The organism is Paucimonas lemoignei (assembly GCF_004342585.1).
Taxonomy (GTDB): domain Bacteria; phylum Pseudomonadota; class Gammaproteobacteria; order Burkholderiales; family Burkholderiaceae_D; genus Paucimonas; species Paucimonas lemoignei.
The window spans coordinates 37,482-49,893 of record NZ_SLZQ01000002.1; the positions used below are offsets into that span (position 1 = coordinate 37,482).

The 12,412-nt window shown below is 59.3% G+C and carries 9 protein-coding genes; 5 read left to right on the top strand and 4 right to left on the bottom strand.

Annotated features, from left to right (window positions below):
* Positions 1-207: 207 nt before the first annotated feature.
* The 4 genes from panD (at position 208) to EDC30_RS03400 (ending at position 5,586) form a co-directional block, all read left to right on the top strand.
* Entirely contained in the window at positions 208-567 is a 360-nt protein-coding gene (gene panD / locus EDC30_RS03385; RefSeq protein ID WP_132257327.1) for an aspartate 1-decarboxylase, read from the top strand.
* A gap of 154 nt (positions 568-721) precedes the next feature.
* Positions 722-2,308 (top strand): Re/Si-specific NAD(P)(+) transhydrogenase subunit alpha, encoded by a 1,587-nt coding sequence (locus tag EDC30_RS03390; protein WP_132257329.1) that lies wholly within the window; start codon positions 722-724, stop codon positions 2,306-2,308.
* 22 nt (positions 2,309-2,330) lie between these two features.
* Positions 2,331-3,752: a Re/Si-specific NAD(P)(+) transhydrogenase subunit beta gene (gene pntB / locus EDC30_RS03395; RefSeq protein ID WP_132257330.1), complete on the top strand. Its 1,422-nt coding sequence runs from the start codon at positions 2,331-2,333 to the stop codon at positions 3,750-3,752.
* A gap of 223 nt (positions 3,753-3,975) precedes the next feature.
* Positions 3,976-5,586 (top strand): GGDEF domain-containing protein, encoded by a 1,611-nt coding sequence (locus EDC30_RS03400; protein ID WP_207907201.1) that lies wholly within the window; start codon positions 3,976-3,978, stop codon positions 5,584-5,586.
* A gap of 106 nt (positions 5,587-5,692) precedes the next feature.
* Here EDC30_RS03400 and EDC30_RS03405 read toward each other — a convergent pair whose 3' ends face one another.
* The 4 genes from EDC30_RS03405 to EDC30_RS03420 are packed head-to-tail and all read right to left on the bottom strand — an operon-like array spanning position 5,693 to position 9,946.
* Complete coding sequence (locus EDC30_RS03405) at positions 5,693-6,844, bottom strand: UbiH/UbiF/VisC/COQ6 family ubiquinone biosynthesis hydroxylase (protein ID WP_132257332.1); 1,152 nt, start codon at positions 6,842-6,844, stop codon at positions 5,693-5,695.
* Between the two features lie 7 nt (positions 6,845-6,851).
* A complete protein-coding gene (locus tag EDC30_RS03410) occupies positions 6,852-8,192 on the bottom strand; it encodes an aminopeptidase P N-terminal domain-containing protein (RefSeq protein ID WP_132257333.1) in 1,341 nt (446 codons plus the stop codon).
* Positions 8,189-8,908, bottom strand: a complete 720-nt coding sequence (gene murU, locus EDC30_RS03415; protein WP_132257335.1) for an N-acetylmuramate alpha-1-phosphate uridylyltransferase MurU — start codon at positions 8,906-8,908, stop codon at positions 8,189-8,191. Before murU ends, EDC30_RS03410 begins: the two co-directional genes overlap by 4 nt.
* Positions 8,909-8,920: 12 nt before the next feature.
* Positions 8,921-9,946 (bottom strand): aminoglycoside phosphotransferase family protein, encoded by a 1,026-nt coding sequence (locus tag EDC30_RS03420; RefSeq protein WP_132257337.1) that lies wholly within the window; start codon positions 9,944-9,946, stop codon positions 8,921-8,923.
* A 232-nt stretch (positions 9,947-10,178) separates the two neighbouring features.
* Here EDC30_RS03420 and EDC30_RS03425 point away from each other — a divergent pair, with 232 nt between their 5' ends.
* On the top strand, positions 10,179-12,410 hold the full coding sequence (locus EDC30_RS03425) for an LPS-assembly protein LptD (protein ID WP_243656637.1): 2,232 nt from the start codon (positions 10,179-10,181) through the stop codon (positions 12,408-12,410).
* Positions 12,411-12,412 lie beyond the last annotated feature (2 nt).

Consider the following 12,412-nt stretch of genomic DNA (forward strand, 5'->3'; position numbering starts at 1 on the left):
TTTGTGGCCTTGGCTACTGCTGCGCTCTACTACAATGCAGATTGCGTGTAAGATTCACTGTTTCCGAGTTTTTTCGGGAAAATCTTGAAATCCGGCTTAACTGCCGAGATCAGCGCGGATGCACCAGGTATTCGTATTCATTTTCCATTGTCGCCAGCGGCGCTGGGCAATGGTAGCAACATGCAGTAAGGCAGTCAGGAGTAGTTAATGCAACGTATTATGTTACGCGCGAAGATTCATCGCGCTACTGTTACCCAGTGCGACCTGAATTATGAAGGTTCCTGTGGGATCGATGAGGATTTGCTGGAAGCGGCGGATATCAAGCCGTTTGAGAAAATCGAGCTTTACAACGTCAACAATGGCGAGCGTTTCTCCACTTACGCTATCAAGGGCAAGCGCGGTACCGGTGAGATTTCGCTGAATGGCGCGGCAGCCCGCCTGGCGCATCTGGGCGACCTGCTGATCATCTGCACTTATGCACCGATGTCGGATGAGGAAATCGCGACTTATCAGCAAAAAATCGTTTTTGTCGACGACAACAACAAAATCACTGGCTTGAAAAAATAAGCCAGATCGCGGCAATGCCTTAAAGCCGCATGCACTAAAAAATAAATTCGATCCCGCTGCGCTCGCAAGGGCGCCGCGGGATCACTACCTTTAAGGGCCAATTCGGCAGCATGCCGGATGGTGCAAAAAATTAAAATGAACCAGGAGGAAGTGTATGGCTTTAGTGATTGGTATTCCCCGGGAAACCTATCCCGAGGAAAAGCGTGTGGCAACCGTGCCCGAAGTGGTGGAAAAGCTCATCAAGCTGGGCTTTGCCGTCACCGTCGAGTCCGGCGCGGGCGATGCAGCTAACTTCAGCGACGACAGCTATCGTGCTGCCGGCGCGCAGATCGCCGAGAGCGCCGCTCAAGTCTGGGCGACGGCCGATATCATGTTCAAGGTGCGCGCGCCGAATGCGCAGGAATTGGCGCAGATCCGCGAAGGCACTACGCTGATTTCCTTCATCTGGCCGGCCCAGAATCCGGAACTGATGCAGCAGCTCGCCGCGAAGAAGGTGACCGTGCTGGCGATCGATGCGCTGCCGCGCCAGCTTTCGCGCGCGCAGAAGATGGATGCGTTGACTTCCATGGCCGGCATCAGCGGCTACCGCGCCGTCATCGAAGCCGCCAATGCCTTCGGCCGCTTCTTCAATGGTCAGATTACTGCCGCCGGCAAGATCCCGCCGGCCAAGGTCTTCATCGCCGGCGCCGGCGTGGCCGGCCTGGCTGCCATCGGCACCGCCGCCAACCTCGGCGCGATCGTGCGCGCCAACGACACCCGTCCGGAAGTGGCCGATCAGGTCAAATCGCTGGGCGGCGAGTTCGTCAAAGTCGATTATGAGGAAGAAGGTTCCGGCGGCGGCGGTTACGCCAAAGTCATGTCGGAAGGCTTCCAGCAAGCGCAGCGCGAGATGTATGCCAAGCAGGCCAGGGAAGCGGACATCATCATCACCACCGCCCTGATCCCTGGCAAGCCAGCGCCGAAACTCATCACCGCCGAGATGGTGCAATCGATGAAGCCGGGCAGCGTGATCGTCGACATGGCTGGCGAGCAGGGCGGCAATTGCGAATTGACCGTGCCGGGCGAGGCCGTGGTCAGGCATGGCGTGACCATCATTGGTTATACCGATCTGCCGAGCCGTCTGGCCAAGCAATCGAGCACGCTGTACGCCAGCAATCTGTTGCGCCTGACCGAAGAACTGTGCAAGACCAAGGATGGCAATATCAACGTCAACATGGACGACGATGCCATTCGCGGGCTAACCGTCATCAAGAATGGCGAAATCACCTGGCCGGCACCGCCGATCAAGATGCCGGCGCCCGCGCCGGTAGCCGCCAAGCCGGCCGTCGCGCCGCCGCCGAAAGCGCCGGCACATGGTGCGCCAAGTGAACCGATGTCGGGAACACGCCTTGCTGTCCTTTTCGGCATTGCCGCCGCATTGTTCTGGCTGGTGGGCGCCTATGCGCCAGCGGCTTTCATCGGCCACTTCACCGTCTTCGTGCTGGCCTGCTTCATCGGTTACATGGTGGTGTGGAACGTCACGCCAGCCTTGCACACGCCGCTGATGAGCGTGACCAATGCGATCTCCAGCATCATCGCCATCGGCGCGCTGGTGCAGGTGGCGCCGCCGCTTGCCGCAGGCGCCGAGCGTCCGGACGACTGGATCCGCTGGCTGGCCGTGATCGGCATCGTGCTCACCGCGATCAACATGTTCGGCGGTTTCGCCGTGACCCGCCGCATGCTGGCGATGTTCCGCAAATAATTATTAGAAAGGCACAAAGAAAATGTCAGAAAGCCTCACTATCGTTGCCTATCTGGGCGCGGCGATCCTGTTCATCCTCAGCCTCGGCGGCTTGTCCAATCCGGAAACCGCGCGTCGCGGCAACTTCTATGGCGTCATCGGCATGGCGATCGCCGTGCTGGCCACGGTGCTGGGTCCGCGCGTGGCGGCTGCCGGTATCCCCTGGATCGTCGGCGCCATGGTGGTCGGCGGCGGCATCGGCCTGTATGCCGCGCGCGTCGTGAAGATGACGCAGATGCCGGAACTGGTAGCGCTGATGCACAGCCTGGTCGGCCTCGCCGCCGCGCTGGTCGGTTACGCCAGCTATATCGATCCGGCCGCCGCGGCGCATTTCACCGGCGCGGAAAAGACCATCCACGACATCGAAATCTATGTCGGCATCCTGATCGGCGTGGTGACTTTCTCCGGGTCGCTGGTTGCCTTCGGCAAGCTGTCCGGCAAGATCGGCGGCAAGCCGCTGCTGCTGCCGGGGCGTCACCTGCTCAACCTGATCGGTCTTTTGGTGGTCATCTATTTCGGTGTGCAATTCGTGCGCGCCGAGTCGATGGATGCAGGCGTGACGCCGCTGATCGTCATGACCGTGATCGCCTTCCTGTTCGGACTCCACATGGTGATGGCGATCGGTGGCGCCGACATGCCGGTGGTGGTGTCGATGCTCAACAGCTATTCCGGCTGGGCGGCGGCGGCGACCGGCTTCATGCTGTCGAATGACTTGTTGATCGTGACTGGTGCGCTGGTCGGCTCCAGCGGTGCGATCCTGTCCTATATCATGTGCCGCGCGATGAACCGCAACTTCATCAGCGTGATTGCCGGCGGCTTCGGTTCCGGCGCAGGCAAGACCGCCGCTGCCAAGGGCGAGGCGCAACCAGCCGGCGAAGTGGTGGCGGTGACTGCGGCTGAAACCGCCGAGCTGCTGCGCGAAGCCAAGAATGTCATCATCGTGCCGGGTTACGGCATGGCGGTGGCGCAGGCCCAGCATATCGTCAACGAAATCACCCAGATCCTGCGCGAGAAGGGCGTCAACGTGCGCTTCGGCATTCACCCGGTAGCGGGCCGTATGCCGGGTCACATGAACGTGCTGCTGGCCGAGGCCAAGGTGCCGTATGACATCGTGATGGAAATGGACGAGATCAATGAAGACTTCCCGGACACCGACGTGGCGATGGTGATCGGCGCTAACGATATCGTCAATCCATCGGCGATGGAAGATCCGGGCAGTCCGATCGCCGGCATGCCGGTGCTGGAAGTGTGGAAGGCCAAGACATCGATCGTCATGAAGCGCAGCATGGCTTCCGGCTATGCGGGGGTGGACAATCCGCTCTTCTACAAGGATAACAATCGCATGCTGTTTGGCGATGCCAAGAAGATGCTGGAAGAAGTGTTGGTGGCGTTGAAGACGGCTTGATGCCTTAAGCCGGATTCAAACAAAAACCGCGTGCCTGTCGCGCGGTTTTTTTATGGGAAGAGAAAATTGACCATGAATGACAACGGCAATTCAGGTTGCGAAGCGTTTGCATGGACTTTGGCTTGAAAGTGCCAGTATCATGCTTCTTATTCAACATTTGGCTCCAACAAGCATTACTGTGAAAATTCGCTCGATTTTCTAATCCTCCCAATTTCTCGCGATCTTGAAGCTGCCTACCTCCTGCTCCTTGCCACCCTGGTGTCGTTTGCTGGCTGGTGTGTTCCTCTACCTGGTATGGCCAGCCTTGTTGCATGCCGCTCCTCAGGATTTGCCGGGACAATGGTTTGAGGCGCCGTCAGGATGGACGTACCAGCTGCAGAATGACCTTGGCCGGAGCGGGCTCGCTCCCGTTTCGCGATTGGCACCGACAGGGGGCAACTTCTGGCACCAGGCGAATTTCACTGTGAAACAAGATGGCCGATACGTGCTGGACATGAAAAATTCCAGCCTGATCGGGCGTTTCCAGCATTGGATCTTCGACGCACAAGGCCGGCTTATCAAGACGCTGTCCGGCGGCATTCAGAGCGCGGAGCAGAACCCGTTCTTTCTGCGGCATGGGCGTGAACTGGATCTGGCAGCGGGAAGCTACCGGATCGTGACCCAGCTTGATTCCCCGATGTTTTTGGCCCAGGCCGAACCTTATCTCGATGCGCTGGACGATTACCGCCAGGGGATCAAGCCCGGCAATGCCGTGGTGCTGATCGGCCTCGGCATCTTCGTCGGCCTGGGATTTTATTACGCTGCGCTGGCCGCTGCGCGCCGGCGCATGGCAGAGCGGATGTATGCCTTGTTCATCCTGGGTAACCTGCTCTGGAATGGCACGTGCCTGCTGGTTTTCTCGGATTTGCTGGGCTGGCGCGGCTTTTACCTGGGCGGTTTTGCCATCCTGGTTTCCAATTGCGCTTATATCCTGTTCGTCATGGCGCTGCTGGAGATCCGCATCGATAACCATGGGCGGCTGTATCGTGCCGGCCAGGGTGTACTGGCATTGATGATGCTCGCCATCGTGACGGCTATCGCCAAGCCCAACTGGTCGCTGGAGCTCGATCGCTATGGCGTTGGACTGTTTATCACGTACGGTCTTGTCGCTGGGGGCGTATGTGCCCGCTCAGGCAACCGCTCGGCACGCCGTTACCTGGTGGCGATCGTGACATTTTTCATTCTTGGCGCAGCGGCCATTTCACTGGCAAAGCTGGATAGCTACACGATCACCATCGAGCATGTCGGTCTGGTGGCGGTGGCAGTCGAAGTGATCTTGCTGGCGCTGGTTCTGTCATATCAATTCGCGCAACTCCACCGTGAACGAGAAGCAGCCATGGAAAGCGCGCGCAAGCACTTCGCACAGGCGCATACCGATGCCCTGACCGGCTTGCCGAATCGCTTTCATCTCGATCTCAGCCTGGAAAAACTGCCCGATGGCGGCAGCCTTACCATCATCGACCTGGATGGCTTGAAGCACTATAACGATACCTTCGGCCATGCACGCGGCGATGCTTTGCTGTGTGGCTTTGCTGCCGAGTTGCAGCGCCGTCTTGGGCAAAAAGCTTTGCTCCATCGAATGGGCGGCGACGAGTTTGCCATTACTTGTGAATGCGGCGACCTCGCTTGGATGGAGAAGATGCTGGACGAGGCCCTGGAGACATTGCGCCGGCAGGATTTCGGCTGCGTCGGCGCCAGTTTCGGATCCGCTCACTTGTCTGAAGTCCCGGAGCGCCAGGCATTGAAACATCTGGCGGATAAACGGATGTATCAGAGAAAACACGCTGCGAAGTGAGCAGCGTGCGATTGCCATGGCAGCTTGGCTGACAATTCAGCCCTGTTCCGAGCTGTAGAGACACTAACCATGAAATTAAAAATTGCCTAGTCGGCGGCTTTCTATTTCAGCGCCAGCCAAACATCATTTGTTCGGCAAGCAGTTTTTTCGCCGGCCTGACACTGTCGAAAATCCCCAGAGACAGGCCCAGCAGAGATTGGGAGAGGCTCCCTTGCGGCGCACTGGCGAAGATGCGTGCCATTACATCCGTCAGGCGGATCGTGACGTTGCGGTCAGCCTGCTGTTGTTCCGCAAACCGGGCTAGCATGGCAGATGATGCTTCCTGCGCCAGCAGTCGCGCCAGCACAGTGGCGTCGCGCAGGCCCAGGTTCAGTCCCTGGCCGGCGACCGGATGCAAGGTTTGTGCAGCATTGCCGATGGCTACAGTGCGGGAAGACGCGGGCGGATGAGCATTCAAACCCAGAGGAAAGGTATTGCGCTGCGAAACGTGGGTGAAGTGCCCCAGGCGACTGCCGAAAACTTCGCCCAATGCATCCAGAAAGCTGGCATCCGGCAGCCCGAGTAGCTGCTCCGTGCTGGCCGGGGTCGCGCACCATACCAGCGCATAGCCGTCGTCTTGCGGCAGCAGCGCCAGCGGTCCTTCATCGGTGAAACGCTCATAGGCGCGATGCGCAATCGGCGCGCTGGTTTTGACGTGGGCGATGATGGCGATCTGGCCATAGTCGCGGCGCAGTGACCGGGCCGTTTGCGTGCCGTAGACGCCGCCCTCTGCCTGCACGAGAATGCGCGAAAAAATCCGCGTGCCATTTTCCAGTTCAATCTCCACGCCATCCTCTGTTTCATCGATGGCATTGGCATGAACCGGCCGAATTACCTGTACTCCAGCCGTGTAAGCGGCATCCGAAAGCGCCGCGACTATATGGCCATAACGGGTGACATAGCCCAGGGCCGGGACATCGAACTCCGTCCGGTCGATCAGCGTGCGGCCGAAATGGCCGCGACGCGAGACATGGATCTGATGGATCGGATCGGTGACGCGCGGCCAGGCGCCGATATGCTCCAGGATTTGCCGGCTGCCATGCGACAGGGCGATGGAGCGCGGGTCCTGCGTCACCTGGTCGAGCGTCTTGGCATCGATCAGGGCGACGCGGGAAGCGGTGGCGCCGCGCTTGACCAGCATGCATGCCAGCGCCAGGCCGACCGGGCCGGCGCCGAGGATCGCAATGTCGAAGTCGCTACGGTCGTTGTGGTCCGCCATGCTGGTTTCAGCCTTCGCGCATGACGGCTTCGATTTCCGCCACGGTCTTCGGCGCATCCGCGGTCAGCAATTCGCAACCATTCTCCGTCACCAGCGCATCGTCTTCGATGCGGATGCCGATGTTCCAGTACTGTTCCGGCACCCCTTGCGCTGGACGCACATAGATGCCCGGTTCGATGGTGGTGACCATGCCGGGACGCAGGATGCGCCAGGGCTTTTCTCCTTCGACCGGCGCTTCGCCCGGTTCACGATAGTCGCCGACGTCGTGCACATCCATGCCCAGCCAGTGGCCGGTACGGTGCATGTAGAACTGGCGGTAGTCGCCCTTGGCGATGACATCATCCAGCGTGCCGACCTTGTTGGCGTCGAGCAGGCCGGTGTCCAGCATGCCTTGCGCCAGCACTCTCACAGCAGCATCGTGGGCGTCGGGGAAGCGCTTGCCCGGTTTGGTTTCGGCGATGGCGGCATACTGCGCCGCCAGCACGATTTCATACAATTCCTTTTGCGGCCCGGAGAACTTGCCGTTGGCCGGATAGGTGCGCGTGATGTCGGAAGCGTAGCTGTCGAGCTCGCAGCCTGCATCGATCAGTATCAGGTCGCCATCCTTGGCAACCGCGTCGCCGGCACGATAATGCAGCACGCAGGCATTGGCGCCGGCGGCGACGATCGATGAGTAAGCCGGGAATTGCGAGCCGTGGCGGCGGAATTCATGCAGCAGTTCCGCTTCGATCTGGTATTCGCGCACGCCTGGCTTTGTCATGCGCATGGCGCGCGCATGGGCTTGCGCCGAAATATTGGCGGCGCGGCGCATGATGCCGATTTCTTCCGCATCCTTGATGAGCCGCATTTCATTCAGCAAGCCATGGATGTCGTGCGCCGTCGATGGCGCCACCACGCCGGCGCGTGCCTGCTGGCGCACGGCATGCAGCCAGCCTTGCACCCTGGCGTCGAGCTTGCTGTCGGCTCCCAGCGCGTAGAAGATCGACGGCGCGTTGGCCAGCAGCTTGGGCATTTCGGTATCCAGCGCCGCAATTGGAAAAGCCGCGTCGAAACCGAAGGTCGTGCGCGCCGCTTCCGGGCCATAGCGATAGCCATCCCAGATTTCGCGCTCGAGATTTTTTTCGCGGCAGAACAGGATCGACTGGGTCGTTTTGCCGACTACCAGCACCATTACCGCTTCCGGCTCTGGAAAACCGGACAGGTAATAGAAATAGCTGTCATGCCGATACGGATAATCGCTATCGGCATTGCGCGCCACTTCCGGCGCGGTCGGAATGACAGCCACGCCGCCCCCTCGGGATTGCATATGAGCGATCAGCGCGGCACGGCGGGCGGCAAAGGATTTCATGTTGACCTCGCGGGAAAAAGAGGGGCATTCAATTGTTCGAGCCGCTCGGGCGTGCCGACATCGGTCCAGTCGCCGCGATACACTTCGCCGCCGACCAGGCCGCGCGCGGCATACTCGCGCAGGATTGGCGCCAGCGCAGCCTTGTCGCCGGGTTTCACGCCATCGAACATTTCAGGGCGATACACGCCGATGCCGGAAAAGGTATGGCGCGGCTCGCCGTCGTTGGCAATCGAAAAACTGTTCAGGGCAAAATCGCCCTTTTGATTGTGCGGCGGATTCTTGACCAGGTACAGCCAGGCGACGTCACGCTTGTCTTGCGGATGCGGATTACCCCAGACATCGTTGGCTTCCAAAACGTCAGTGACCTTGCTGAAATCGAAATGCGGGCAATAGATATCGGCAGCAATGGCGACGAAGGGCTCATCGCCCAGCAGGTGGCGCGCGCGGGCAATGCCGCCGGCGGTTTCCAGCGCCGTGCCTTCGGCCGAATAAGCGATTCTGGCGCCGAACTGCGAGCCGTCGCCCAGCGCTTCTTCGATCATGTGGCCCAGGTGCGCATGGTTGATGACGATATCGGTAATCCCGGCGCGCACCAGGTTCAGGATATGCCAGACGATCAGCGGCCGTCCGCGTACCTTCAAGAGCGGTTTGGGACAGGCATCGGTCAGCGGACGCATCCGTTCGCCGCGTCCGGCGGCGAAAATCATGGCTTTCATGATGTCTTTGCCTTAGAAGGTATAGCCGACGCGCGGACCGCGCTCTTCCAGCACATCGAGCAAGCGAATCAGTGGCGTCAGTTCGCGATAACGTGCCGCAGCCTTGCGCGTGTATTCCATCACCAGTGGCAAATCCTTCAGGTAGCCATCCTTGCCGTCGCGGTGGTATAGGCGCGCAAAAATACCCAGTACTTTCAGGTGACGCTGCACGCCCATAAATTCGAAATCACGGTAAAAAGCATCGATATCCGGATTGACCGGCAAACCGGCGCGGCGGGCGCGTTCCCAGTAACGGATCGTCCAGTCGAGCACCATTTCTTCGTCCCACTGGATGTAGGCGTCACGCAGCAGCGACACCAGATCGTAGGTGATGGGGCCATACACCGCATCCTGGAAATCGAGGATGCCCGGATTACCTTGCAGGAGCACCATCAGGTTGCGCGAGTGGTAATCGCGGTGTACATAGACTTGCGGCTGCGCCAGGTTATTGGCCAGCAGGACATCGAAAACTTTATTCAGATCGGCTTGCTGCGCATCGGTCAGGGTCGCACCCAGATGCTTGCCGATATACCACTCAGGGAAGAGCTGCAGTTCGCGCATCAATAAGGCACGGTCATACTCCGGCAAGACACCTGGCTGGCTATGCGTCTGCAACAGCACCAGCGAATCGATCGCGTCCAGATAAAGCTTATGCGCCGTATCCGGGCTCAGCTGGTTCAGGTAGGTCGTATTGCCCAAGTCGGAAAGCAGCAGGAAGCCTTGTTCCACGTCCTTTGCCAGGATGTGCGGCACCGAAATTCCCGACTGGCCGAACAATTCCGCCACGTGGATGAACGGGCGCACGTCTTCATGCGGCGGCGGCGCATCCATCACGATATAAGTGACACCGTCCGTGCCATCGGCGCGGAAATAGCGGCGGAAGCTGGCATCGGCCGAGGCTGGACGGATGGAATCCGGCAAAACGGCGGGCGTTGTAACGGTGCCAAGCCAGGATTTTAGTTGTATTAAACGCAAGTCGACGGAATTTGATGTGGACATGGAAGGTGCAGGAATGCAGTTGTCGGTACAGATTCCCATATAATAAGGGATTCGATTCAAAAAATCGCCTGCTGTTGCACGCTGGGCAGATATTGCCCCCGGTGTGCCGGCTGCGTGACAGGGAAGGGCGCATGCCGATAACGCTAACAATGGTCAACAGGCTCACTAGCATGGTTTTGTTTTTTTCATGATGCGGGTTCCCCCTTTTTTCGATTCACCGCTATTGCTTTGCATGGTGACAACGACCGTGGCGGCCGCGGCATTGCCGGGACTCGCTACGGCACAAACTGCCGACAAGGATGAGCCGATCAACGTCAGCGCCGAGCGCATTTCTGGCCGCCCTGACCGGGAAGTTCATCTCGACAAGAACGTGGAAATCGTTCAGGGCACCACGGTCATCGAGAGCGATCGCGCCACATACAATATCCTTAACGATGAGGTGGATGCGAGCGGCAATATCCGCATGCGGCGCATGGGCGACCGTTACACCGGCGATGAACTTCGGATGCGCATCGACTCCGGCGAGGGTTACGTCACCAATCCAACCTATCATCTGCAGACCAACAATGGTCAGGGTAAGGCCGAGCGCATCGACTTCCAGTCGCAAGACGAGGCCGTGGTCGAGGATGGGACGTACAGCACTTGTGAAATGCCTGATCCGGACTGGTATCTGAAGTCTTCCCGGCTGCAGCTGGACAAAGAGCGCGATACGGGTTTCGCTACCGGAACCGTGGTGTATTTCAAAGGAGTGCCGATCCTGGGAACGCCTGCGATGTCGTTCCCCTTGTCCGATGCGCGCAAGTCCGGGGTGTTACCGCCGACTATTGGCGCCACCAGCACCGGCGGCCTGGAAGTGACCGTGCCGTATTACTTCAATATCGCGCCCAACCGTGATCTGACCCTGTACCCGAAAGTGATTTCCAAGCGTGGCCTGCAGCTCGGTGCGGAAATGCGCTATCTGGGACAGACGTATTCGGGCGAAACGCGTGTGGAGTACCTGCCGAGCGATCGTGAAACCAAAACCGACCGCTATGCCTGGTCGTCGCTGCATACCCAAACCTTTGCGCCGGCATGGACACTGGCCTGGAACCTGAATGGGGCGTCCGATGACCGCTATCCGGATGATTTCGCCAGCACGATCACCGCCAGCAAGCAGCGCCTGTTGACCCGCGATATGTCGCTGACCTATGGCAGCTCGTTCTGGTCTGCGACCTTGCGCGCGTCAAATTACCAGGTGCTGCAGGACCCGATCGCGCCAATTTCGCGGCCGTATGACCGCCTGCCGCAACTGGCCTTGCATGCCGAGCGGCAGGACTTCAATGGCTGGGACCTGGCGGCTGATGTCGAAGCCACCCGCTTCTGGCATCCATCCAATCTTGTCGGCGACCCGACTTATGCGCAGCCAAGCCTCTATTATCCGCGGGTCGGCGATCGCCTGGTAGTCAATCCGCGATTGTCTTACCCTATTATTCATCCCGGCTACTTCATTACGCCGAAGCTGTCCCTGCATGCGACCAGTTATTCGCTGGAAAACCGTGCCGCTGGCGCGCCGGGTAGTCTGAGCCGTGCCGTGCCGACGGCGTCGATCGATACAGGATTGATTTTCGAACGTGATGCCAGCCTGTTCGGCAATGCCGTCACGCAAACGCTTGAACCGCGTCTGTTCTACGTGTACACCCCGTACCGTGATCAGAACAACTTCCCTCTTTTCGATACCGGTCTGACGGACTTTAGTTATGCGCAGTTGTTCTCGGAAAACCGCTTTGTCGGCCACGATCGCATCAGTGACGCCAACCAGTTGACGGCAGCGGTGGTATCGCGATTCCTCGACCAATCCGGCACCGAATTGGCGCGTGTCGCGGTCGGACAACGTTATTATTTCTCCGATCAAAACGTAGCGTTGCCGGGAGTGCTGAATAGTCAGACCAAGTCCGACCTGCTGCTGGCCGCCGCTGGCAAAGTGTCGCGGACGATCAGTGTCGAAGGCAACATGCAGTACAGCCAGAGTTTGAGCAAGATGGTGCGCGACAACTATGGTGTACGCTGGCAGCCGGGGCCGATGCGCGTGCTGAACCTGCAATATCGGCGCGATATCTCGAACTTGGCATCGCCGCTGGAACAACTCGACCTGTCGGCGCAATGGCCGATTGCGCAGCGCTGGTACGGTGTTGGTCGTATTAATTACTCGTTGCGTAATGACCAGCCCGCCAATGCCAATGTCGGCAACCGCATCGGCAAGGTGGCCGAAGCGCTGCTCGGCTTCGAATACAAGGCCGATTGCTGGATCTTGCGCTTGGTGGCGCAACGCACGCCGACCTCATCCAACACGGCTACCACCGGTTTCTTCCTCCAGCTCGAACTGAACGGCTTGTCGCGCATCGGTTCCAATCCGCTGGAAGCCTTGCGCAAGAATATTCCGGGTTACCAGATGATCAATCAGCCTAACGGCGGCGAATTCCGCTAGCC

What these genes read in the sequence shown, in the direction of transcription:
- EDC30_RS03410 (WP_132257333.1), bottom strand. Translation starts at nt 8,192, where the DNA reads ATGAAATCCTTTGCCGCCCGCCGTGCCGCGCTGATCGCTCATATGCAA.
- pntB (WP_132257330.1), top strand. Translation starts at nt 2,331, where the DNA reads ATGTCAGAAAGCCTCACTATCGTTGCCTATCTGGGCGCGGCGATCCTG.
- EDC30_RS03425 (WP_243656637.1), top strand. Translation starts at nt 10,179, where the DNA reads ATGGTGACAACGACCGTGGCGGCCGCGGCATTGCCGGGACTCGCTACG.
- EDC30_RS03405 (WP_132257332.1), bottom strand. Translation starts at nt 6,844, where the DNA reads ATGGCGGACCACAACGACCGTAGCGACTTCGACATTGCGATCCTCGGC.
- EDC30_RS03390 (WP_132257329.1), top strand. Translation starts at nt 722, where the DNA reads ATGGCTTTAGTGATTGGTATTCCCCGGGAAACCTATCCCGAGGAAAAG.
- panD (WP_132257327.1), top strand. Translation starts at nt 208, where the DNA reads ATGCAACGTATTATGTTACGCGCGAAGATTCATCGCGCTACTGTTACC.
- EDC30_RS03420 (WP_132257337.1), bottom strand. Translation starts at nt 9,946, where the DNA reads ATGTCCACATCAAATTCCGTCGACTTGCGTTTAATACAACTAAAATCC.
- murU (WP_132257335.1), bottom strand. Translation starts at nt 8,908, where the DNA reads ATGAAAGCCATGATTTTCGCCGCCGGACGCGGCGAACGGATGCGTCCG.